A 22,447-nucleotide genomic window follows, 5' to 3' on the forward strand; every position below is an offset into this window, starting at 1 on the left:
GCTCATCCAGTCCGTTTTTAGTTCCGCATCCTTCCGCTTGCGCTAGAGGGATGCAACCTCCCGTTTCTGCTTATACAAGCCGTTGTCCGTCGGCGCCGAAATAGAGCGGATCCTTCAAGATCAGCATGATTTTGTCGCCGGGACTGACCGGCACATAAGGATTGGCAAGTGTTACCAGCTTGTGGCCGGCAATGCGCATATGCAGGTGGCTCTGGTCGCCGAGATGCTCGATCCAGTCGATCTCGGCATTGGCATTTCCGTTCGCGGCGCGAATTTCCAGATGCTCGGTCCGCGCTCCGATCGTCGTCGTCCCGATCGGCGGCCGCCCGCCGGGGACAAGCCCTTCCGGAATGAGGTTGATGTGCGGCTGGCCGAGCCGCGCCGCCACATGCAGGTTGACCGGATTGCTGTAGATCTCGCGCGGCGTACCGAGCTGAACCAGTTCGCCGTCCTTCAGAATGCCGATCCGGTCTGCCATGGTCATCGCCTCGATCTGGTCATGGGTGACGTAGAGAAGCGTCGAACCGAGTTCGCTCTGAATGCGTTTCAGTTCAAGCCGCAATTCTGCGCGCAACTTGGCATCGAGCGACGATAGGGGTTCATCCATCAGATAGATCGCCGGCTTGCGCACCAGTGCCCGGCCGATGGCAACACGCTGCATCTCGCCGCCCGAAAGGCGCGTCGAACGATTTTCGAGCTTGTGGTCGATCCGCACCATCTTCGCCACGTCACGAACCCGGCGATCGATTTCATCGGCGGAAAGGCGGCGCGCAGGTGAACGCAAGGGGAAGGCCAGGTTCTCGTAGACCGTCAGATGCGGATAAAGCGAATATTGCTGGAAGACGAAGGCAACGTCGCGCCCCGCCGGCGCCGCACCCGCCATGTCCTGCCCGCCGATCGACACCCGGCCGCGATCCGGCTTTTCCAGGCCCGCGATCAGCCGCAAGGTCGTCGTCTTGCCGGCACCGGTCGGGCCTAGCAGCACGACGAATTCGCCGTCGCGGATCGTCAGTGTCAGGTTACGCACAGCTTCGGATTCGCCGAAGGACTTGCTGACGTTCTGGAGGGATACCTCAGCCATGACGGACCTCCGCATAGAGCGATGATTTGACGGCGCGGCCGGAAGCGCAGTCGAACAGCGAGAGTTTTTCGCTGTTGAGTTCGAGGCCGACGGTTTCGCCGATCCGGAATGTCCGGTCGGCAGGCACACGCGCCTTGAGAAGGCCCTTGGCTGTCTCGACGGCGACGATCTGGTTGGTGCCGAGGTATTCCGCGCCATAGACCGAGCCGCGCAATGGCGAACTGTCGCTGAAACGGATATGCTCCGGCCGGACGCCGAGCGCCAGTTCGCCGACGACAATATCCTGATGCACTTCGGGTACGGCGATATCGACGCCATCCAGTGAAACCGAGCGGCTGCCCTTCTGCACACCCGCCATGAACTTCAGAAAATTCATCGGCGGCGATCCGATGAAATCGGCGACATACATCGACGTCGGCCGACTGTAGATTTCCTGCGGCGTTCCGAACTGTTCGATGATGCCGTGATTCATCACCGCGATCTTGTCGGCCATCGCCATCGCCTCGTGCTGATCATGGGTCACGTAGACTGTGGTGGCGTGGATGCGATTGTGCAGCTCGCGCAGCTCGTGCACCATCACGTCGCGGAATTCGGCGTCAAGCGTGCCGAGCGGCTCGTCCATCAGGAAGCACTTTGGCCTGCGCACGATGGCGCGCCCAAGCGCAACACGCTGGCGATCTCCGCCGGCCAGCCCGGACACGGAGCGGTCGAGGATATGGCTGATCTGCAGGAGCCTTGCCGTTTCCTCCACCCGCGACCGGATTTCCGCCTTCGGAACGCCCTGCGACAGTAGCGGAAAGCCGATGTTCTTGCGTACGTTCATATGCGGATAAAGGGCGAAAAGCTGGAAAACGAAGGCGATGTCGCGGGCGCTGGCGCGGTTGAAGGTTACGTCTTCACCGTCGAGAAAGATCCTGCCGCTGGTCGGCAGTTCCAGGCCGGCGATCATCCGCAGCGTCGTCGTCTTGCCGCAACCCGATGGTCCGAGCAGCGCCAGGAATTCGCCATCGCCGACGGTGAAGCTCGAATCCTCCACCGCGACGAAATCGGCGAATTGCTTGCGCAGGTTTTCGATCCGGATCTCGGCCATGGTTCACTCCGGAAATTTCGAGACGATGATGAACATCAATGTGCCGGCAAGCAGCGTCACCAGCGAATAGGTGTAGAGCGCCAGCGCAAACGGCTGGAACAGCATCAGGAAGCCGATCGCGATCAGCGCCGTCGCGATATTTTCCATCGGCCCGCGCCGGAAAAAGAAAGGCCGTTTCTTGGCGGTTTTCGTCGTGTCCATGGTCATTTCCGCACCGCTCCGAAGGTGATGCCGCGCAGCAATTGCTTGCGCAGAAGGATGGTGAAGACGAGGATCGGCACGAGGAAGATCGTCGTTCCGGCGGCGACGGCCGGCCAGTCCATGCCCCCCTCGCCGATGATCGTCGGAATGAAGGGCGGCGCGGTCTGTGCCGAACCCGACGTCAGAAGCACTGCAAACGCATATTCGTTCCAGGCGAAGATCAGGCAGAAGATCGCGGTGGCAGCAATGCCCGTCGTTGCTTGCGGCAACACGACCTTGCGGAAGGCCTGCAAGCGGGTGTAGCCGTCGATCATCGCCGCCTCTTCATATTCCCGCGGAATTTCGTCGATGAAGCCCTTGAGCAGCCAGACCGCAAGCGAGACGTTGACGGCCGTGTAGAGCAGGATCATGCCGAGTGCCGTGTCGGACAGGCCAAGTTCCCGGTACATCAGATAGATCGGGATCGCCACCGCGATCGGCGGCATCATCCGCGTCGACAGGATGAAGAACAGGAGATCATCGGCCAGCGGCACCCGGAAGCGCGAAAAACCATAGGCCGCGAGCGTGCCGAGAAAGACGGCAAGGAAGGTCGAGCCGAAGGCGATCACCATCGAATTGGTGAAGCGCGGCCAATAGTTGGAAGGACCGGCGATCACCATGTTGCGGCTGCGGGTGATCTCGTCGCAGGTCGAGACCGGCGGCCCGAGCGACTGGATATACTCCGGCGTCTGGCGCGTGCGGGTCGTGAAGAGATTGCAGTAACCCTCCAGCGTCGGCTGGAAGACGATCTTCGGCGGATAACTGATGGAGTCCGGCGGCGACTTGAAGCTCGTCAGGAAAATCCAGGCCAGCGGCACCATGGTGATCACCGCATAAAGAATGACGATGGCACCGGCGATGCGTTTGGTGGTGATGCTCGGCTCGACCACGGAATGGGCGGATGTCGCGTTGCTCATCTCTGTTTCACCCTGTTCAGCGCTTTGACATAGATATTGGCGAGACCAAAGACGGCGACGAAGAGAATGATGGCAAAGGAGGAGGCGCGGCCGGTCCGCCAGCTTTCGAAGGCCTCGCGTTTCAGCGTGATCGAGGCGACCTCCGTCGTCGATCCGGGCCCGCCCCCCGTCAGAAGCATGACCATGTCGAACATCTTGAAGTTCTCGATGCCGCGGAAAAGCACCGCGAGCATGATGAAGGGCAGCGCCATCGGGATGGTGATCGACCAGAATTGCCGCCAGCCAGACGCCCGGTCGACCTCGGCCGCCTCGTAGATATAGTCGGGGATCGACCTTAAGCCCGCCAGGCAGATCAGCATCACATAGGGCGTCCACATCCAGGTATCGACAATGATGATGGACCAGGGGGCGAGCGACACCGAGCCGAGCATTTCGAATGAGGATGGCGGCAGGCCGGTGGCGTAAGAGACGATGTAGTTGAACAGCCCGATCTGCGGCTGATAGAGGAACCGCCAGAAATTGCCCACCACCGCCGGCGACAGCATCATCGGAATGAGAATCACCGTCGTCCAGAAGGCATGTCCTTTGAACTTCCTGTCGATCAGATAGGCAAGCGAAAAGCCGATGAGCGTCTGCAGAAGGATCGTCCAGAAGACGAAATGCGCCGTCGTCTGCATGGCGATCCAGATGTCCGGATCGTTGAGAACCCGCTGGTAGTTCGTCAGGCCAACACCTCGACGATCGCGTTCGGCCGGTTGGCGCGATAATTGGTGAAGGAGAGCCGCACCGCCCAGATCAGTGGAAAGATATTGATCGCCAGCAGCAACAGGATGGTGGGCGCGATAAAAAGCCAAGCAATAGCCCGGTCGGACAGGCCGCGCACGCGGTGAGCAAGCGGCACCGGCGTTGCGCGCACCATGCGTTCGGTCGCCTTGTCCAGTATCGTCGTATTGGTATCGGTCACGGACTTCACCTGAAATCGGGATGGCGGTCGTCAACAGGGCCGCCCGAGCGCACGCGCCGGACGGCCCCACCGGGAGGAAATCAGAGTTTCCCTTCATCCCCGAAGATTTCGGCCCAGTCCTTGACCAGTCCGTCGAGCGCTTCCTGCGCCGTGCCCTGATCGGCGACGACATAGTCATGCATGCGCTTCTGCATGGCCTGCAGCAGGATGGCGTAGGACGGCTCCTGCCAGAAGTCCTGCACCTGGTTCATCGCGACGAGGAAGTCGGCTGCAAACGGCTGGCTGTCCTTGAAGGAAGGATCGTTCAGCACCGCGTTGTGCACGGCATAACCGCCGAGTGACCACCACTTCTTCTGCACGTCCGGCTGCGCGAACCATTTGATATAGGCAAGCGCGCCATCCATGTTGTCGGTGTTGGCGACGACTGAAATCCCCTGCCCGCCGAGCGTCGATGCCGCCGTCGTGCCCTTCGGATTGACGAAGAAGCCGATCTTGTCGCCGCCGACATTCTCGTCCTTATAGAGGCCGGGGAAAAAGGCAAACCAGTTCATCGCCATCGCCGCCTGCCCGGACTTGAAGGCATCCAGCGTCTCGCCCATGTAGGCGTCGGTGTAGCCCGGCGGGGTGCAGCACTTGTAGAGTTCCTTGTATTCCTCAAGCCCCTTCACGGCATCGGGCGAATTGACCGCCCCGTCCATGTCGTATTTGCCAGGCGTCTTCTCATATTTGAACCCGTTGGCGTAAAGCGCCTGCGTGACGCCCATGGTAATGCCTTCCGATGCGCGTTCGGTGAAGATCGCCGCGCCATAGACCTTCTTGCCGTCGATCTCCTTGCCATTGAAGAACTTCGCTGTTTCGATCAGCTCGGGCCATGTTGCCGGTACGGTCAGATCGCGACCGGTCTGTTTCTTGAATTCCGCCTGCAGTTCCGGTTTCGCAAACCAGTCCTTGCGGTAGAACCAGGCATTGGCATCGCCCATCGCCGGCAGCGCCCAGTAGTTCGGCGTACCCTTCGGCCAGGTAGCATAGGCGTTGACGGCGGCTTCGGCAAAGTCGCTCATCTTGATGCCTTCCTTGTCGAAGAAATCGTTGAGCTTGACGTAGTAGCCATTCTCGGCGGAGCCACCGAGCCACTGGCTATCGCCGATCAGGAGATCACAGAGCTTACCGCCAGAGTTCAGTTCGTTGAGAATGCGGTCGGCGAAATTCGGCCACGGCACGAATTCGAATTTCATGTCCGTGCCCGTCTGGGCCGTAAAATCCTTGGACAGCTCCACCAGCGCGTTGGCCGGATCCCAGGCCGCCCAGCACAAGGTCAGTTCCGCCGCCTGCGATACTGTCGGCAAAGCCGCGGAGATTGTCAGCGCAGTTGTTGCCCCCAGAAGGGCCTTGGTCATTTTCCGCATGTATTCCTCCCAGATACAGAAGCCGGCACCACGCCGTCTTCGGGAATTCCGACTGCTTTTGCGCAGTTGCCTGTCTCCGATGCGGGAGAAATGCGCCGGCGCCACTGTCACCTGTCGGGGACCGTATCAAATTGGAATTTTTACCGGGCTCCCCGCCCTTCGCTCACCCGGCCTCACTCTAACCGTGTTGAGCAATATGTTTAGTGAAACTCAATTTACTAAACATGACAAGAGGCAATCGTTGCTGCACTGCAACCGTTGCAACGCAGCAAACTCAGGAAATCCAGCTACGCCAACCAATAACCATGACTGAACAAAGTGTTGAGCCCCACGCGAAAATAAAAATCCCCGGTAGCGTCACGCGACCGGGGATATGAAATTCCAGCAGTATCAGCGAAAAGTGTACGGGCTCAGCCCATGCGCTCCGACGCATAGGAGCCCGGGCTTGCCGGGAAGACGACGGTGCGGTTGCCGTTGATGAAGGTGCGGTGGTGGATGTGGGCGTGCACGGCCCGGGCCAGCACCTGGCTTTCGACGTCGCGGCCGATCGAGACATAGTCCTCGGCGCTCTGGGCGTGGGTGATGCGGGCGATATCCTGCTCGATGATCGGGCCTTCATCGAGGTCAGCGGTGACGTAGTGCGCCGTCGCGCCGATCAGCTTGACGCCGCGCTCATAGGCCTGCTTGTACGGGTTGGCACCCTTGAACGACGGCAGGAAGGAGTGGTGGATGTTGATGATCTGGCCCGACATCTTCTGGCACATGGAATCCGACAGGATCTGCATGTAGCGGGCCAGCACGATCAGCTCGGTGCCGGTCTGCTCGACCACGTCCATGATGCGGGCTTCGGCCTGCGCCTTGTTGGCCTTGGTCACCGGGATGTGGTGGAAGGGGATGTCGTGGTTGACGACGACCTTCTGGTAATCGAAATGGTTGGAGATGACGCCGACAATGTCGATCGGCAGCGCGCCGATCTTCCAGCGATAGAGCAGGTCGTTGAGGCAGTGGCCGAAGCGCGACACCATCAAAAGCACCTTCATGCGGTGCTCGCTGTCACGAATGTCGGCGACCATGCCGAAGCGGGTCTTCACCGCCTCGAAGCCGGCCGTCAGCGTGTCGAGCGACGCCCCCTCCTGGCTGATGAAGGTCAGGCGCATGAAGAACAAGCCGGTCTCCAGATCGTCGAACTGCGAGCTGTCGGTGATATAGCAGCCTTCCTCCGCGAGATAACCAGTGATCGCCGCGACGATGCCGCGGGTGGATTTGCAGGAAACAGTCAGCACATAGCTTTTCATCGGTATCGGTCTCTTGGCTCGAGGTATTGGCTGGCCCTCCCGGCCAGTATCGTGGAACGGAAGCTAGCGCGGCGCCGGCCCGCCCGGCCATCCGTTTAGCGACATCGGATAGCAGGAACAGGCCATGCCGTCTCTTCTGATCTTCGAACGCCCGACCGACGCTCAGATGTCGAGCGTCGTCTGCCGCTCCCATTCGGTGAAGTGGGACGTATACGTGTTCCATTCCTGATGCTTGAGCTTCAGGTAGGCGCTGGAGAAACTCTTTCCGAGCGCGACCTTCAGCTCCTCGTCCTTGTCATATTCGCGGAGCGCGTCCAAAAGGTTCAGTGGCAGCTTGGGCGCATCGGTGACGGTGTGCCCTTCCTTGTACATGTCGATGTCGTAGTGACGGCCCGGATCGGCATTGTGCCTGATGCCGTTGAGACCAGCCGCGATGATGATCGCCTGCAGCAGATAGGGGTTGACCGCGCCATCGGGCAAACGCAGTTCGAACCGGCCTGGGCCCGGCACGCGAACCATGTGGGTCCGGTTATTACCCGTCCAGGTCACCGTATTCGGTGCCCAGGTCGCGCCGGAAATGGTGCGCGGAGCGTTGATGCGCTTGTAGGAGTTGACCGTCGGATTGGTGATGGCCGCCAGCGCCGAGGCGTGCTTCATGATGCCGCCGAGGAAGGTCTTGCCCTTGGCGGAAAGGCCGAACGGCATCTCCTTGTCGGCAAACGCATTGGTCTTTCCCTCCAGATCCCAGACAGAGATATGGGCGTGGCAGCCATTGCCGGTGAGGCCCTTGAAGGGTTTGGGCATGAAGGTTGCCCGAAGACCGTGCTTCTCGGCGACCGATTTCACCATGAACTTGAAGAAGGAGTGCTTGTCGGCCGTCTGCAGCGCATCGTCATATTCCCAGTTCATCTCGAACTGGCCGTTCGCATCCTCGTGGTCGTTCTGGTAGGGCTTCCACCCAAGTTCGAGCATGTAGTCGCAGATTTCAGCGATAACGTCGTAGCGGCGCATGACGGCCTGCTGGTCGTAGCAGGGTTTCTCGGCCGTATCGAACTCGTCGGAAATCTTGCCCCCATCCGGAGAGATCAGGAAGAATTCCGGTTCGACGCCGGTCTTGACGCGAAGGCCTTCCTTGGCGGCTTCCGCGATCAGCTTTTTCAGGACGACGCGCGGCGCCTGCTCGACCGGCTGGTCTTCCATGACGCAGTCGGCGGCAACCCAGGCGACGTCCTTCTTCCATGGAAGCTGGATGACGGAGGAAGCATCCGGCAGCGCAAAGAGGTCCGGATGGGCGGGGGTGAGGTCCAGCCAGGTGGCGAAGCCGGCAAAGCCCGCACCGTCCTTCTGCATGTCGGCGATCGCCTCAGTCGGAACCAGCTTGGCCCTCTGGCCGCCGAACAGGTCGGTATAGCTGATCATAAAATATTTGATGCCACGGTCCTTGGCAAAGCTAGCAAGATCGAGTGTCACTGTGTTCCCCTTTGGATTATTCAGACACTTTTTCATGGAGATGGCCGCCGCCTGATTTTAAACATCAAGTCTTGGGAGATCAGACGACGACCGTATGTGGTTTGAGGGTCAGAACCCTCCCTTGCCCGGGATCCAGCTCGTGCCGGCAAGCGGCACCTGCGCCATGGCGGATGCCTCGAGCGTCAGCGCGACCAGATCCTCCGGTTCCAGATTGTGCAGGTGGTTCTTGCCGCAGGCGCGCGCGATGGTCTGCGCTTCCAGCGTCATCACCTTGAGGTAGTTGGCAAGACGGCGGCCGGCCGCGATCGGATCGAGGCGCTTCATGAGTTCCGGGTCCTGCGTCGTGATGCCGGCCGGGTCCTTGCCTTCATGCCAGTCGTCATAGGCGCCGGCCGTGGTCCCGAGCTTCTGATATTCCTCTTCCCAATGCGGATCGTTGTCGCCGATGGCAACGAGCGCCGCCGTGCCGATAGCAACCGCATCGGCACCAAGCGCCAGCGCCTTGGCAACGTCGGCGCCCGAGCGCACCCCGCCCGAGATGATCAGTTGCACTTTGCGGTGCATGCCGAGGTCCTGCAGCGCCTGGACGGCAGGGCGGATGCAGGCGAGCGTCGGCATGCCGACATTTTCGATGAAGACGTCCTGCGTTGCCGCCGTGCCGCCCTGCATGCCGTCGAGCACGACCACGTCGGCGCCGGCTTTGACGGCAAGAGCCGTGTCGTAATAGGGCCGTGCGCCGCCGACCTTCACGTAGATCGGCTTTTCCCAGTCGGTGATTTCGCGCAGTTCGAGGATCTTGATTTCCAGATCGTCCGGACCGGTCCAGTCGGGGTGACGGCAGGCCGAGCGCTGGTCGATGCCCTTCGGCAGGTTGCGCATATTGGCGACGCGGTCGGAAATCTTCTGGCCGAGCAGCATGCCGCCGCCGCCGGGCTTGGCCCCCTGGCCAACCACGACTTCGATCGCATCGGCGCGGCGCAAGTCCTTCGGGTTCATGCCATAGCGCGAGGGAAGATACTGATAGACGAGGGTCTGGCTGTGGCCGCGCTCCTCGTCCGTCATGCCGCCGTCGCCGGTGGTGGTCGAGGTGCCGGCGATCGTCGCGCCGCGCCCGAGCGCTTCCTTGGCATTGCCGGACAGTGCGCCGAAGCTCATGCCGGCAATGGTGATCGGCGTCTTCAGCGTGATCGGCTTCTTGGCGAAGCGCGAACCGAGAACGACGGTCGTGTCGCATTTTTCGCGATAACCTTCGAGCGGATAACGCGAGATCGAGGCGCCCAAAAACAGCAGATCGTCGAAATGCGGAACCTTGCGCTTGGTGCCGGCGCCGCGAATGTCGTAAATACCTGTCGCCGCAGCCCGGCGGATTTCAGCCAGCGTATAGTCGTCGAATGTCGCTGACTTGCGCGGCGGGGTATAAGGGTTGTGATAGCTCATCTCTATGTCCCTGCCTTAGTACGCTTCGGCGTTATCGATGTTGAAATTGTAGAGTTTTCGGGCCGAACCGTAGCGCTTGAATTCCGCCGGCCTCACATCGGTGACACCAGCCTTTTCGAGCAGTTCGGCAAGCTTCTCCAGATGTTCGGACCGCAGCTCCTTCTCGATGCAGTCGGCGCCGAGGCTCTTGACCTCGCCACGCACGAAAAGTTTGGCCTCGTAGAGCGAATCACCAAGCGCATCACCGGCATCGCCGAGAACCACCAGATGGCCCGACTGACCCATGAAGGCCGACATATGGCCGATATTGCCATGCACGACGATATCGATGCCCTTCATCGAGATGCCGCAGCGCGAGGCGGCATTGCCCTTGATGACCAGCAGGCCGCCGCGGCCCGTCGCGCCCGCATATTGGCTGGCATCGCCTTCGATGACAACGGTTCCGGACATCATGTTTTCAGCGACACCGGGGCCGGCAGAGCCGTGAACGGTTACCGTGCCGCCGTCATTCATGCCGGCGCAGTAGTATCCGACGCTGCCGCGCACCTCGACGCTGACCGGCTGGTCGATCCCGACAGCCACCGCATGGCTGCCACGCGGGTTGACGACTTCGAAGTTCGTGTCATTCGTGCCGGGAGCGATCGCGTGCAGCGCACTGTTCAACTCGCGCAGCGGCGTGGTAGCAAGGTCGAACACTCGCATCGCTTCCAGACTTTCTCGGTTTACGCTGATATCCACGATTAAGCTGCCTTCTCATGATCCCAGAAATAGACGGTGGCGGGCTCCGGCTCCCAGACACGCGCGTCTTCGATGCCCGGCAGGTTGACGAGCGCGCGGTATTCGGAACCGAAGGCGATGTATTGATCGGTTTCGGCCATGACCGCAGGCTTGCAGGCGATCGGATCACGCACCACGCCGAAACCGGATTTGGTGCCGACAACGAAGGTAAAGAAACCGTCAAGGTCGTCGAGCGCGCTGGTCAGCGCCTGCCCCAGATCCTTGCCCTTGGCCATCTCGGCGGTGAGATAGGCGGCGGCGACCTCCGAATCGTTCTGTGTCTCGAAGGTCATGCCTTCGCGAACCAGTTCGCGGCGCAGGTTGTTGTGATTGGACAGCGAGCCATTGTGCACTAGGCACTGGTCGGCACCGGTTGAGAATGGATGCGCGCCAAGGGTAGTGACGGCGGATTCCGTTGCCATGCGCGTATGGCCGATCCCATGCGTGCCACCCATCTCGCGAATGCCGAAACGGGCAACCACATCCTTCGGCAAGCCGACTTCCTTGTAGATCTCGACGCTGTCGCCCGAGCCCATGACCCGCACGTCCGGCCGCTCCTGAGCGAGCAGTCCCCGCAAGGCTGCAGCCTGCATGGCATCCGCCTCGATCACCGCATGCGTGCTTTTCAGCTCCACGGTGACGCTGGCGTCAACGGGCTTCAGGAGAGCTTCAAGCCCTGCGAAATCGGTCGCCGGCTTCGCCGATTGAACGGTGATTTTTGCCCGGCCATCCGAAGGTGCCCCATAGATTGCGATGCCGGCGCTATCGGGGCCGCGGTCGGTCATGATGACCAGCATATCGGACAGCATGGCGCCCAATTTGGGCTCCAGTGACTTGTCCTTCAAAAACAATCCGACAATTCCGCACATGGGGACGATCCTTCGTTTCGTTGCTGAAAAGATGGATAGCAGTTGCCGTTTCGAATTTCAACTGAGAAGAAAGTTTTTTTCTTTTAAGGCAATATTTGTGCACTGCAGCGTCAGGAGATCGTGCCCCGCGTCTGTGGATAGGAGATGATCGAGAGATAGCGAATCGGCAGTTTAACCAGTTGCTCCGGTCCATGGCGCGCGTCGGCGTCGAAAAACAGGCTGTCACCCGGCTGCATGGTGAAGAGCCGGTCACTGTGGCGGTACACGACTTCGCCCTCCAGCATATAGAGAAACTCCATGCCCTCGTGTTGAAAGGCCGGGAACGTATCGGAATCTGCAGTCAGCGTGATCAGGTAAGGCTCGACGATCACGCCAGCGGTATTGTTGTCGATGTGGCCGAGCAGATTGTATTGATGCCCGGCGCGCGTGCCGCGCCGCTCAAGCTCCACCCCCTCGCCCGCCTTGACGAAAACGGCATTGCGCGGCTCTTCGTAGCGGCGGAAGAAGGCCGTGACAGGAACGCCAAGCGCCCGTGAAAGGGATTGCAGCGTCGTCAGCGACGGGGAGATATTGCCGTTCTCGATCTTTGACAGCATGCCGAGCGAGATGCCGGTCGCGGTGGCAAGGTCGGTGACGGTGATGCCGAGCTTCTTGCGGAAGGCCCGGACTTCATGGCCGATGGCGATCTCGAGGTTGTTCTCCTTCGGCTCGCGCAGCGCATGCGGATCCTGAGAGAAAGCAGCCTTCAGCGCCGGCCGCTCGTCATCCGTCGTCCGGCCAATATCGATTTCAGCTGATTTTTTCGCCATGCTCGCTTGCCCTGCCTCAATACTCGCTTCGGAAAAGAAGCCTATCCTGAGAGTGAAATTTTCTCAACCGAGAAGAAATTAATTCGCTGGCGCACCAGGGGCGGATTGCCGCCCCTGGTGCGGCGCCTCTCCGAAAGCCTCTCGGTAGCTGCGTGAGAAATGCCCCGCGCTGGAAAAGCCGGTGGCAAAGGCAATTTCGGAAATGGAAAGCGGGCTTTGCAGAAGCAGTCGCCGCGCATGGTTGAGCCTGAGCTTGCGATATTCCGCCAGGAAAGACGACTGCATGAGGCGTGAGAACAGCCGGTCCAGATGACGCGGCGACATTCCGGCCAAAGCGGCCATAGCCCGGCGGTCGAGCGGCGCCTCGATCGTTGCTTCCATCTTCTCGAGAACGGTGAGCAGGCCGGGGTGGTTGACACCGTAGCGCTCGGCCATCGACGCGCGCTGCGGCGCACTGGAAGCCTCCACATGGGTGTGCAGATACCAGTCGCTGACCCGGCGGGCGAAATCCGACCCCATGCGCTCGGCGATCAGGGCATGCATCATGTCGAGCGGCGCGACGCCACCGCCGCAAGTAATGCGATTGCCGTCGAGAACATAACGGGCCTGGCGCGGGGCGAGATCCGGAAAAGCCTCCATCAGGGCCGGCGCGTGCTCCCAGTGAACGGTAAAGTCACGATCGCTCAGCAGGCCCGCAGCCGCCATCAGATAGGGTCCGCCGGAAATGCCGCCGATGCGAACGCCGTCCCGCGCCAATTGGCGCAGACAGGCGAGAACCGCCGGCACGTTCCAATCGACTGGCGATCCACCGGCACAGACGAAGACGGTGTGCAGGCCGGAACCGCGTCTGGGCAGCGGCTGTGAAGGCACGGGAATGCCCGACGACGATAGCGCCATGTCGCCATCCGGCGCGTGAGCCGACAGGTTGTAGATTTCTTTGCCAGCCAGAAGATTGGCGGCGCGCAGCGGCTCGATCGCCGACGCATAGGACATCAGAGCAAACCCCGGGACAAGGATAAATCCGATCTTCTGCACGTTTTTGAGGTCTTCTGCCGCCATGTCCTATTTATGACGCGATGCGTCTCTTTTCTGCAAGTGATGAAAATCAATCCTGTCATGATCGCCGTCAGCTCCCACGGTGAATCGATCATGCGCTACTCCGCCTTTTCCGTTTTTCTGAATGCCCTGCGCGGCAATAAAAGCTGGCAACCTGCATGGCGCAGCCCGGTTCCGAAAAATCACTACGATGTGGTTATCGTCGGGGGTGGCGGTCACGGCCTTTCGACCGCCTACTATCTCGCCAAGGAATTCGGCATCACCAATGTCGCGGTTCTGGAAAAAGGCTATGTCGGCTCCGGCAATGTCGGCCGCAACACGACGATCATCCGCTCCAACTATCTCTTGCAGGGCAACAACCCGTTCTACGAACTGTCGATGAAGCTCTGGGAGGGGCTGGAGCAGGACTTCAACTTCAACGCCATGGTCTCGCAGCGCGGCGTGCTCAACCTCTATCATTCCGACGCCCAGCGCGACGCCTATACACGCCGCGGCAATGCTATGCGCCTGCACGGCGTCGATGCCGACCTGCTCGACCGCAACACGGTGCGGCAGATGCTGCCCTTCCTCGATTTCGACAATGCCCGCTTCCCGATTCAAGGAGCGCTGATGCAGAAACGCGGCGGCACCGTGCGGCATGACGCGGTTGCCTGGGGCTATGCCCGTGGCGCCGACAGTCGCGGTGTCGATATCATCCAGAATTGCGAAGTCACCGGCATCCGCCGCGAAAACGGCCGGGTCCTGGGCGTCGAGACCAGCCAGGGTTTCATCGGCTGCGGCAAGCTGGCGCTGGCGGCAGCGGGCAATTCCACCGTCGTTGCCGATATGGTGGACATGAGGCTGCCGATCGAAAGCCATGTGCTGCAGGCTTTTGTCTCGGAAGGATTGAAGCCGTTCATCGACAATGTCGTCACCTTCGGCGCCGGCCATTTCTACGTCTCGCAGTCGGACAAGGGCGGCCTCGTCTTCGGCGGCGATATCGACGGCTACAATTCCTATGCCCAGCGCGGCAATCTGGCGACGGTCGAGCATGTCGCCGAGGCCGGCGTCGCGATGATCCCGGCGCTGTCGCGTGTTCGGGTGCTCCGCTCCTGGGGCGGCGTGATGGATATGAGCATGGACGGCTCACCGATCATCGACCGCACCCATATCGACAATCTCTATCTGAACGCCGGCTGGTGTTACGGCGGCTTCAAGGCAACGCCCGCTTCCGGCTTCTGCTACGCCCATCTGATCGCCAGAAACGAACCGCACGAAACGGCAACGGCCTTCCGGCTCGACCGCTTCGCGCGCGGCCGGATGATCGATGAAAAGGGCGTCGGCTCGCAACCCAATCTGCATTGAGGACTTTATATGGCCAGCCTGATCGCCTGCCCCCATTGCGGGCCGCGCCCCAAGGAAGAATTCACCGTCAAGGGTGACGCCGCAATCGCCCGCCCGGCAGCCGACGCCAGCAAGGATGCCTGGTATTCCTACGTCTATCTGCGCGACAACCCGCGCGGCCGCCACAAGGAATATTGGCATCACACATCCGGCTGCCGCCGCTGGCTGGTGGTGGAGCGCGATACCGTGACCCATGCGGTCTATGCCGCATCGGACGCTGCCGCGCAGGGAGAAACCGCATGAGTTCCTCCCGTCTCTCCAAGGGCGGCCGCATCGACCGCTCCAAGCCCCTGGATTTCACCTTCGACGGCAAGCCCATGCAGGGCTTTGCTGGCGATACACTCGCCTCCGCCCTGCTTGCCAACGGCCGTCAGCTTGTCGGCCGCAGTTTTAAGTATCATCGCCCGCGCGGCATCCTGACGGCGGGGGCGGCGGAACCCAATGCCCTTGTCACGATTGGCGAAGGCGGACGCACCGAGGCCAATACGCGGGCTACGCTGGTCGAGCTTTACAGCGGCCTCACCGCAAAAAGCCAGAACCGCTGGCCTTCCGTCGACTTCGACCTCGGCGCCGTCAACAGCCTGCTCTCGCCCTTCCTGGGTGCCGGCTTCTACTACAAGACCTTCATGTGGCCCGCGGCCTTCTGGGAGAAGGTCTATGAGCCGATCATCCGCAAGGCAGCCGGTCTCGGCCGCGCGACCTACGAGCCCGATCCGGACACCTACGAGAAATGCTGGGCGCATTGCGACCTGCTGGTGATCGGCGCAGGCCCGACCGGCCTTGCAGCAGCGCTCACCGCCGGCCGGGCAGGCGCGCGCGTCATCCTCGCCGATGAAGGTTTTGAGCCGGGCGGCTCGCTTCTCGCGGAGACCGCGGCAATCGGCGAGAAAGCCGCGGCCGACCTCCTTAAGGAAACGCTTGGCGAACTGATCAGCCTTCCCAATGTGCGCATCTTCTCCCGTACCACCGTCTTCGGCTGGTATGACGGCAATGTCTTCGGCGCAGTCGAGAGCGTGCAGAAAAATACGGCCGCCATCGACCCGAACCGACCGGTAGAGCGCCTGTGGCGTATTGCCGCCAAACACGCGATCCTCGCGTCTGGCGCGGAAGAACGACCGCTGGTCTTCGGCGGCAACGACATTCCGGGCGTCATGATGGCAAGCGCCATGCGCTCCTATCTCAACCGGCAAGCCATCGCGCCCGGCAAGAGTACCGTTATTTTCACCAACGACGAATCCGGCTACAGGACGGCGGCCGATTTGGAAGCCGCAGGGGTTGACGTCGCAGCGATTGTCGACGCCCGCGCCAGCGGCGCTTCGTCCTGGAGCGGCCGCGCACCCGTCTTCCCAGGCGCCATGGTGCAGGACGCCAAGGGCGGCAAGGCCCTCGCCAGCGTCACCTTCGTCAAAGATGGCGCGCCGGTCACGATCAACGCCGATGCTCTTGCCATGTCCGGTGGCTGGAGCCCGATCATCCATCTCGCCTGCCACCGCGGCGCAAAACCAGTATGGTCGGACGCAAAGGCCGCCTTTCTCGCGCCGGAAACGCAGGCCGGCCTGAGCATCGCCGGTTCGGCAGCGGGTCTCGGCGCAAAGGAAGCCTGCCTTGCCGATGGTGGCGAGAAAGCCGCACGCGCGCTGCGAGCACTCGGCTTTTCCAATGCCGCCCCTGCCTTCGTCGCCGCAACCGACACCGTGACCATCGCCAAGTCGCTCTGGTATGTGCGCGGCGCAAAAGGCAAGGCCTTCGTCGACTACCAGAACGACGTGCATCTGAAGGACCTCGGGCTTGCCGTCAGCGAGGGCTACGGCCATGTCGAGCTTGCCAAGCGCTACACCACCAACGGCATGGCGACCGATCAGGGCAAGCTGTCGAACATCAACGCCATCGGCATTCTCGCCGAGGCCCGCAAGGTCTCGCCGGCCGATGTCGGCACGACGACCTTCCGTCCCTTCTATACACCGCTCTCTTTCGGCGCATTGACCGGCGCTTCCAAGGGCAAGCATTTCCAGCCGGTGCGCAAATCGCCGCTGCACGACTGGGCAAAGAAGAACGGCGCCGTCTTCGTCGAAACCGGCCTCTGGTATCGCTCCTCATGGTTCCCGAAGCCGGGCGAAACGACATGGCGCGAAAGCGTCGATCGCGAAGTGCTGAACGTGCGCAAGAACGCCGGGATCTGCGATGTCTCGACGCTCGGCAAGATCGAGATCTTCGGCAAGGACGCCGCGGAATTCCTCAACCGCATCTACTGCAACGCCTTCCTGAAACTGCCGGTCGGCAAGGCGCGCTACGGCCTGATGCTGCGCGAAGACGGCATGATCTATGACGACGGCACGACGAGCCGGCTCAGCGAAAGCCATTTCTTCATGACGACGACCACGGCCTATGCCGCCGGCGTGATGAACCATCTGGAGTTCTGCGCCCAGGCGCTCTGGGCCGACCTCGACGTGCAGTTCGCCTCCTCCACGGACCAGTGGGCGCAGATTGCCGTCGCCGGGCCGAAGTCGCGAACCATCCTGCAGGCGCTGGTCGACGACGATATGTCCGACGCGGCCTTCCCGTTCCTCGGCGCCAAGGAAGTCTCGCTTTTCGCTGGCAAGCTGACTGGCCGGCTGTTCCGCATCTCCTTCTCCGGCGAACTGGCCTATGAGCTGGCAGTCCCCGCCGGCTACGGCGAAGCCGTGGCAGATGCGATCATGGCCGCGGGCACCCCGCACGACATCTGCCCCTATGGCGTCGAAGCCCTTGGCGTCATGCGCATCGAGAAGGGCCATGTCACCCATTCCGAGATCAACGGCACCGTCATTCCCGCCGACCTCGGCTTTGCAAAGATGGTGTCGACGACGAAGCCCGATTTCATCGGCAGGGCGATGCTGTCGCGCGAAGGAATGCTGGCGGACGACCGACTGTCGCTGGTTGGCGTCAGGCCACTCGACCCGGCAACGACCTTCAAGACTGGCTCGCACGTCCTTGTCGACGGCGCCACGCCGTCACTGGAAAATGACCAGGGTTACGTGACCTCCAGCTGCTATTCTCCCAATCTCGGCTCGACCATCGGGCTGGCGCTGGTCAAGCATGGACCGAAGCGGCATGGCGAGCACGTCACGGTCTGGAACGACCTGAAAAACGAATACACCAAGGCCGTGCTCTGCAGCCCTGTCTTCTTCGATCCGGAAAACGGAAAGCTCCATGGTTGATTTCGCCCTCCTCCACCGCTCTGCCCTTACGGGTGCAAAGACCGGCTTGTTCGGTGCCACTTCAACGGGCTCAAGGATCGCGCTTACTGCCCTCCCCGAGGGTCACGTGCTGCACGTACTCGCAGCGCATGGAAGTGGCGATCTCCAAAGCCTGGTCGCGCAGATTGGCGATGGCGGTCCTTATGCGGTCCGCGCCTATGGGGCCGGGCAATGGTTCGTCGTCGGCGATGCGGCTCTTTCCGTCGCAGATATCTCCGGCAAGGCCGCGCTCCTCGCAAGCAAGGGTTCCATTGCAGATCAAAGCCACGGTCGCGTCCGGATCGGCATCAGCGGAGCATCCACCGAAGCCGTCCTCGCCAAGGGCACGGCAGTCGATCTCGATCGGGCGAGCTTCGCCATCGGCCATTCGACCATGACCCTGATCGGCCACATCTCGGCGCTGATCACGCGAACCGGTGTGGATAGCTTCGAACTCATGGTCTTGCGCGGCTTCGCCGAAAGCCTGTGGGACGAACTCGTCCAGATGAGCCTCGAATTTGGCGTGGACGCAAAAACGGCGGATTGATTGGCTGCTTTCGTCCCGCCAATTCCTTTCAAATTTTCCGATTGTCTCGAACCACAGCATCGTTCATGGTCGGAATATCCGCCGCGCTCGGTGCCTCTGTTTGCAACGGCATCACGCGCGCGGACGGTTCATTTTTCGCACGAGGAAGACACGCCATGGCCAAGGGACAAGCAAAAAGCAACAAGGAAGTCAGGAAACCGAAGAAGGACAAGGTTGCGGCCAAGGCAGCGACACCCTTCAGTGCAACCCTCACGAAGGAAGTTCCCAAACTATCCGGCGCCAAGCCGAAGAAATAATCGGCAACTTGCCGTCACTTCGGCTGCGACGGCGTGAAATTGGCAACCAGTGAATGCCGCTCGCCCGGATAGATCAGGCGCACATGGGTGATGTAGGAACCATTGCTCCAGGTGCGCCGTTCCACCGTAAGGCAGGCGGTTCCAACGGCAATACCAAGGGCGGCGGCGACGGGTTCATCCGCCGCCACCGCCCGTATCGTATGTTCAGCTGCACTCCACGGCACCCGGTTCAAGAGCCAGGGGCCAGGCGCTACCTCTTCGAAACTCTCCGCCGCCGCGTCCGGCACAGCCGCCAGATTGATCAGGCGCTGTTCGACGCAAAACGGCCGGTTGCCGGCAAGATGCGTGCAGGTCACATCCAGAATGGTTGCTGCCGCGTCGAGGCCGAGCCTTGACCGATCTTCGGCATTGCTCCGGCGCCGCGTCTTTGCGATCAGCCTGTAGTCATAGGCAAGGCCGAGCGATTGCACTTCGAGCTTAATGTCCCGGATTTCAAGCACCGCCGACTGGGCGCGCGGCTGTGTTACATAGCTGCCGGATTTCCGGCGACGCTCGATCAGCCCCGTTTTCGCCAGTTGCGTCAGCGCTTTGTTGACAGTCATCCGCGAGCATTTGTACTGCTCGGCAAGATCGACCTCGAACGGAATGCGAAAGCCCGGCTGCCATTCACCGGAAAGGATACGATCCTCGATGTCGCCGAGAATGCGCTGATGCAGCGACAGGTCGCTTGCCACGTCGGCAAACGGCGTTTCTGCCTCCAGATCTGCCTCACCCTGCGATTTCAAAACGCACTCACTTTCATCAAACCAGATTGGTCCTAGCAGAAATTCTTCAACGCCGCTTGCCCTCAAAAGAAGCGACGCCGAACCAAATCCATCACGCCAAAAGATCGTTCATCACCTTGCGGAACCGGGACGATATCTCGTCGCGTCGATGATGACGCCCGCCTTCGACCTGCTTGCGGCCAGCGACCCAGACGCTGTCAGGTTTCGTTCCATTGGCAAAGAGCCAGGAATCGAGAACCGCGTCATCGGCCAGACCGCCATCCGGCACCGCCACGCTGACGAAATCCGCCGGGTTGCCGGCGGCAATCCCCGACTTCGATGCCAGTGCGATACCGCCGCCGTCAACCGCGCCGTCGAACAGAGCACGACCGGTCGATTGACCAGGCACCGCCAGAACGTTGCGCGAGCGATGCAACAGGCGCTGCGAATATTCCAACTGCCGAAGCTCGTCGGGAAGACCGATCAGGACATTGGAATCCGAGCCAATACCGAATTTTCCGCCCGCTTCGCCGAAGACGACCGCGTTGAACGTGCCGTCGCCAAGATTGGCCTCGGTGATCGGGCAAAGGCCGGCAATCGCCTTGCTTTGCGCCATGCGCCGGGTTTCGTCGTCCGTCATATGCGTCGCATGGATCAGGCACCAGCGGCCATCAAGGCCGGCATTATCGAGCAGCCATTCGACCGGCCGCGCACCGGACCATGCGATGCAATCCTCCACTTCCTTGACCTGCTCGGCCACATGGATATGGATCGGGCCTTGCTTGGCCATCGCAACGACGGCCGTCAATTCTTCCGGCGTCACCGCCCGCAAGCTATGCGGCGCCACGCCAACGCGTCCATCCGGCAACCCCTTGACTGCCAGATGGCAGCCGTCGAGCAGCCGCTCGAAGCTCTCGACCGTGTTGATGAAGCGCCGCTGCCCCTCATTCGGCGCGGCGCCGCCGAAGGTCGAATGCGCATAGAACACCGGGAGCAGCGTCAGGCCGATGCCTGTCTGCGAGGCCGCTGCTGCAAGGCGCTGCGCCATCTCGGCGATGTCGGCATAAGGCCTGCCGTCGATATCGTGATGGAGATAGTGGAATTCGCCGACGCGGGAAAAGCCAGCTTCCAACATTTCCATATAGAGCTGGCTGGCAACGGCCTCGACATGATCCGGCGTCATCGACAGGGCGAAGCGATACATCACATTGCGCCAGCTCCAGAAACTGTCGGCGCCGGGCCCACGCGTTTCCGCAAGCCCCGCCATGCCGCGCTGGAATGCGTGGCTATGCAGGTTCGGCATGCCGGACACGAGTATATGGTGGCACTCATCACCCGCCTGCGCCGCCACTCCGGTTTCGACCGAAGCAATCCGCCCGCCATCGAACGATATCCGCGCATCCTTCTGCCACCCTGCCGGCAACAAGGCCGATTTCACATGAATGCTGTCCAAGGCCGAACCCTCTCCCGTTTTCGATAAAATCAAAAAACCACTTGCGCTCATTTTCTTTATGTCTATACATAATAGCACGAAAAGGAAAGGCTAGAAAACGATGTCTTCCATAAAATCGACACCAGACGGATCTCGGCCAACCGCCTGCGATCGCCTTTGGCGAAACGCGCGGCTCGCAACCTTGAACCCGGCCTTGCCGGGTCTCGGCCTTGTCGAGAACGGCGTCATCGCGGTTGAGGACGGGCGCATCGTCTATGCCGGCAGCGAAGCAGATCTGCCTTTCTCCATTGAAAATGCCGGCGAGGTGATCGATTGCGGCGGCCGCTGGATCACGCCCGGCCTGATCGACTGCCACACGCATCTCATTCATGCCGGAGACCGCGCCAACGAATTCGAGATGCGCCTTGCCGGGGCAACCTATGAAGAGGTCGCGCGTGCCGGAGGCGGCATCGTCTCGTCGGTCCGTGCGCTGCGCGAAGCCAGCGAAGACGAGCTTGTACGCCAGACCCTTCCTCGCCTGGATGCCCTGATGGCTGAAGGCGTGACCACCGTCGAAGTCAAATCCGGCTACGGGCTTGACCTCGAAAACGAAGCGAAGGCCCTGCGCGCCGCGCGCCGCCTTGGCGAAGAACGCGACGTGGCGATCCGCACCACCTTCCTCGGCGCCCATGCGCTGCCGCCGGAATTCAAGGGCGACAAGGCCGGTTATATCGCCAAGGTCGCCGACGAAATGCTGCCCGCGATCGCCGCCGAAGGACTGGCCGACGCGATCGACGGCTTTTGCGAGGGCATCGCGTTTTCGACGGACGAAATGCGGCTGGTTTTCGATGCGGCGAAGGCGCATGGCCTGCCGGTCAAGCTGCATGCCGACCAGCTGTCAAACCTTCACGGCGCAGCCCTTGCCGCCGAATATGGCGCTCTTTCGGCCGATCATCTCGAATATACCGACGAAGCCGGAGCGCAAGCGATGGCGAAGAGCGGCACGGTCGCCGTCATCCTGCCCGGCGCCTTCTATTTCATCCGCGAAACCAAGAAACCGCCGATCGACCTGTTCCGCAAGGCCGGCGTTGCGATGGCGATCGCCACCGACAGCAATCCCGGCACCTCGCCGCTGACTTCGCTGCTTCTGACCATGAACATGGCGGCGACCTTGTTCGACATGACGGTCACCGAATGCATCGCCGGCGTGACGCGGGAGGCAGCACGCGCACTCGGGCTCGTCGACGAGGTGGGGACGCTCGAACCCGGAAAATGGGCCGATTTTGCCATCTGGAACATCGAGCGGCCCGCTGAACTCGTCTATCGCATGGGCTTTAACCCGCTGCATGCGCGCGTCCGCAACGGACATTGAAATTGGAGACGCGTGAGCCTGGCTCCG

The 22,447-nt window shown here is 61.3% G+C and carries 20 protein-coding genes and 1 pseudogene; 6 read left to right on the forward strand and 15 right to left on the reverse strand.

Annotation, left to right across the window (positions count from 1 at the left end; translation table 11 throughout):
• Positions 1 to 70: 70 nt before the first annotated feature.
• The 13 genes and pseudogenes from WI754_RS02210 to WI754_RS02270 all read right to left on the reverse strand — a co-directional run bounded on the left by WI754_RS02210 (position 71) and on the right by WI754_RS02270 (position 13,414).
• Positions 71 to 1,081: an ABC transporter ATP-binding protein gene (locus WI754_RS02210; protein WP_349436016.1), complete on the reverse strand. Its 1,011-nt coding sequence runs from the start codon at positions 1,079 to 1,081 to the stop codon at positions 71 to 73.
• On the reverse strand, positions 1,074 to 2,171 hold the full coding sequence (locus tag WI754_RS02215; protein WP_349436017.1) for an ABC transporter ATP-binding protein: 1,098 nt from the start codon (positions 2,169 to 2,171) through the stop codon (positions 1,074 to 1,076). The genes WI754_RS02210 and WI754_RS02215 overlap by 8 nt, the downstream gene beginning before the upstream one ends.
• 3 nt (positions 2,172 to 2,174) lie before the next feature.
• A complete protein-coding gene (locus WI754_RS02220) occupies positions 2,175 to 2,378 on the reverse strand; it encodes a hypothetical protein (RefSeq protein WP_349436018.1) in 204 nt (67 codons plus the stop codon).
• Positions 2,375 to 3,328, reverse strand: coding sequence for a carbohydrate ABC transporter permease (locus WI754_RS02225; RefSeq protein WP_349436019.1), 954 nt, complete (start codon positions 3,326 to 3,328; stop codon positions 2,375 to 2,377). The genes WI754_RS02220 and WI754_RS02225 overlap by 4 nt, the downstream gene beginning before the upstream one ends.
• Positions 3,325 to 4,292: pseudogene (locus tag WI754_RS02230) on the reverse strand (sugar ABC transporter permease). Before WI754_RS02230 ends, WI754_RS02225 begins: the two are co-directional and overlap by 4 nt.
• Positions 4,293 to 4,372: 80 nt before the next feature.
• The gene (locus WI754_RS02235; RefSeq protein ID WP_349436020.1) at positions 4,373 to 5,698 is read right to left on the reverse strand and encodes an extracellular solute-binding protein; all 1,326 of its coding nucleotides are present in this window, start codon (positions 5,696 to 5,698) and stop codon (positions 4,373 to 4,375) included.
• Positions 5,699 to 6,108: 410 nt separating this feature from the next.
• Positions 6,109 to 6,993 (reverse strand): formyltetrahydrofolate deformylase, encoded by an 885-nt coding sequence (gene purU / locus WI754_RS02240; RefSeq protein WP_349436021.1) that lies wholly within the window; start codon positions 6,991 to 6,993, stop codon positions 6,109 to 6,111.
• Positions 6,994 to 7,155: 162 nt separating this feature from the next.
• Complete coding sequence (gene glnT, locus WI754_RS02245; protein ID WP_349436022.1) at positions 7,156 to 8,463, reverse strand: type III glutamate--ammonia ligase; 1,308 nt, start codon at positions 8,461 to 8,463, stop codon at positions 7,156 to 7,158.
• 108 nt (positions 8,464 to 8,571) lie between these two features.
• A complete protein-coding gene (locus WI754_RS02250) occupies positions 8,572 to 9,900 on the reverse strand; it encodes an FMN-binding glutamate synthase family protein (protein ID WP_112847196.1) in 1,329 nt (442 codons plus the stop codon).
• Between the two features lie 15 nt (positions 9,901 to 9,915).
• On the reverse strand, positions 9,916 to 10,602 hold the full coding sequence (locus tag WI754_RS02255; protein WP_349437697.1) for a GXGXG domain-containing protein: 687 nt from the start codon (positions 10,600 to 10,602) through the stop codon (positions 9,916 to 9,918).
• 38 nt (positions 10,603 to 10,640) lie between these two features.
• Complete coding sequence (locus WI754_RS02260; RefSeq protein WP_349436023.1) at positions 10,641 to 11,546, reverse strand: glutamine amidotransferase family protein; 906 nt, start codon at positions 11,544 to 11,546, stop codon at positions 10,641 to 10,643.
• Positions 11,547 to 11,656: 110 nt separating this feature from the next.
• Entirely contained in the window at positions 11,657 to 12,355 is a 699-nt protein-coding gene (locus tag WI754_RS02265; RefSeq protein WP_349436024.1) for a helix-turn-helix domain-containing protein, read from the reverse strand.
• A gap of 78 nt (positions 12,356 to 12,433) precedes the next feature.
• Positions 12,434 to 13,414 carry a GlxA family transcriptional regulator gene (locus WI754_RS02270; protein ID WP_349436025.1) on the reverse strand — a complete coding sequence of 327 codons (981 nt, stop codon included), beginning with the start codon at positions 13,412 to 13,414 and terminating at the stop codon, positions 12,434 to 12,436.
• A 90-nt stretch (positions 13,415 to 13,504) separates the two neighbouring features.
• On the opposite strand from WI754_RS02270, the gene WI754_RS02275 reads away from it, so the two are divergent.
• The 5 genes from WI754_RS02275 to WI754_RS02295 all read left to right on the forward strand — a co-directional run bounded on the left by WI754_RS02275 (position 13,505) and on the right by WI754_RS02295 (position 18,852).
• Positions 13,505 to 14,755 carry a sarcosine oxidase subunit beta family protein gene (locus tag WI754_RS02275; RefSeq protein ID WP_349437698.1) on the forward strand — a complete coding sequence of 417 codons (1,251 nt, stop codon included), beginning with the start codon at positions 13,505 to 13,507 and terminating at the stop codon, positions 14,753 to 14,755.
• A gap of 9 nt (positions 14,756 to 14,764) precedes the next feature.
• Positions 14,765 to 15,037 (forward strand): sarcosine oxidase subunit delta family protein, encoded by a 273-nt coding sequence (locus WI754_RS02280; RefSeq protein ID WP_349436026.1) that lies wholly within the window; start codon positions 14,765 to 14,767, stop codon positions 15,035 to 15,037.
• Complete coding sequence (locus tag WI754_RS02285) at positions 15,034 to 17,991, forward strand: sarcosine oxidase subunit alpha family protein (protein WP_349436027.1); 2,958 nt, start codon at positions 15,034 to 15,036, stop codon at positions 17,989 to 17,991. Before WI754_RS02280 ends, WI754_RS02285 begins: the two co-directional genes overlap by 4 nt.
• Positions 17,984 to 18,556 carry a sarcosine oxidase subunit gamma family protein gene (locus WI754_RS02290; protein ID WP_349436028.1) on the forward strand — a complete coding sequence of 191 codons (573 nt, stop codon included), beginning with the start codon at positions 17,984 to 17,986 and terminating at the stop codon, positions 18,554 to 18,556. The genes WI754_RS02285 and WI754_RS02290 overlap by 8 nt, the downstream gene beginning before the upstream one ends.
• 155 nt (positions 18,557 to 18,711) lie before the next feature.
• Positions 18,712 to 18,852 carry a hypothetical protein gene (locus WI754_RS02295; protein ID WP_018328078.1) on the forward strand — a complete coding sequence of 47 codons (141 nt, stop codon included), beginning with the start codon at positions 18,712 to 18,714 and terminating at the stop codon, positions 18,850 to 18,852.
• Positions 18,853 to 18,866: 14 nt separating this feature from the next.
• On the opposite strand, the gene hutC is transcribed toward WI754_RS02295, so the two are convergent.
• A complete protein-coding gene (hutC, locus tag WI754_RS02300) occupies positions 18,867 to 19,637 on the reverse strand; it encodes a histidine utilization repressor (RefSeq protein WP_349436029.1) in 771 nt (256 codons plus the stop codon).
• A 91-nt stretch (positions 19,638 to 19,728) separates the two neighbouring features.
• A complete protein-coding gene (locus WI754_RS02305) occupies positions 19,729 to 21,069 on the reverse strand; it encodes a formimidoylglutamate deiminase (protein ID WP_349436030.1) in 1,341 nt (446 codons plus the stop codon).
• A gap of 100 nt (positions 21,070 to 21,169) precedes the next feature.
• Here WI754_RS02305 and hutI point away from each other — a divergent pair, with 100 nt between their 5' ends.
• Positions 21,170 to 22,420 (forward strand): imidazolonepropionase, encoded by a 1,251-nt coding sequence (gene hutI / locus WI754_RS02310; RefSeq protein WP_349436031.1) that lies wholly within the window; start codon positions 21,170 to 21,172, stop codon positions 22,418 to 22,420.
• Positions 22,421 to 22,447 lie beyond the last annotated feature (27 nt).

The sequence above is a fragment of the Pararhizobium sp. A13 genome, from assembly GCF_040126305.1.
Lineage (GTDB): Bacteria > Pseudomonadota > Alphaproteobacteria > Rhizobiales > Rhizobiaceae > Pararhizobium.

Coding starts and splice junctions, on each gene's coding strand:
- WI754_RS02215 (WP_349436017.1), bottom strand. CDS start 2,171: ATGGCCGAGATCCGGATCGAAAACCTGCGCAAGCAATTCGCCGATTTC.
- WI754_RS02255 (WP_349437697.1), bottom strand. CDS start 10,602: ATGCGAGTGTTCGACCTTGCTACCACGCCGCTGCGCGAGTTGAACAGT.
- WI754_RS02260 (WP_349436023.1), bottom strand. CDS start 11,546: ATGTGCGGAATTGTCGGATTGTTTTTGAAGGACAAGTCACTGGAGCCC.
- WI754_RS02275 (WP_349437698.1), top strand. CDS start 13,505: ATGCGCTACTCCGCCTTTTCCGTTTTTCTGAATGCCCTGCGCGGCAAT.
- WI754_RS02220 (WP_349436018.1), bottom strand. CDS start 2,378: ATGACCATGGACACGACGAAAACCGCCAAGAAACGGCCTTTCTTTTTC.
- WI754_RS02285 (WP_349436027.1), top strand. CDS start 15,034: ATGAGTTCCTCCCGTCTCTCCAAGGGCGGCCGCATCGACCGCTCCAAG.
- WI754_RS02265 (WP_349436024.1), bottom strand. CDS start 12,355: ATGGCGAAAAAATCAGCTGAAATCGATATTGGCCGGACGACGGATGAC.
- WI754_RS02270 (WP_349436025.1), bottom strand. CDS start 13,414: ATGGCGGCAGAAGACCTCAAAAACGTGCAGAAGATCGGATTTATCCTT.
- WI754_RS02235 (WP_349436020.1), bottom strand. CDS start 5,698: ATGCGGAAAATGACCAAGGCCCTTCTGGGGGCAACAACTGCGCTGACA.
- hutI (WP_349436031.1), top strand. CDS start 21,170: ATGTCTTCCATAAAATCGACACCAGACGGATCTCGGCCAACCGCCTGC.
- WI754_RS02210 (WP_349436016.1), bottom strand. CDS start 1,081: ATGGCTGAGGTATCCCTCCAGAACGTCAGCAAGTCCTTCGGCGAATCC.
- purU (WP_349436021.1), bottom strand. CDS start 6,993: ATGAAAAGCTATGTGCTGACTGTTTCCTGCAAATCCACCCGCGGCATC.
- WI754_RS02295 (WP_018328078.1), top strand. CDS start 18,712: ATGGCCAAGGGACAAGCAAAAAGCAACAAGGAAGTCAGGAAACCGAAG.
- WI754_RS02225 (WP_349436019.1), bottom strand. CDS start 3,328: ATGAGCAACGCGACATCCGCCCATTCCGTGGTCGAGCCGAGCATCACC.
- WI754_RS02250 (WP_112847196.1), bottom strand. CDS start 9,900: ATGAGCTATCACAACCCTTATACCCCGCCGCGCAAGTCAGCGACATTC.
- WI754_RS02280 (WP_349436026.1), top strand. CDS start 14,765: ATGGCCAGCCTGATCGCCTGCCCCCATTGCGGGCCGCGCCCCAAGGAA.
- WI754_RS02290 (WP_349436028.1), top strand. CDS start 17,984: ATGGTTGATTTCGCCCTCCTCCACCGCTCTGCCCTTACGGGTGCAAAG.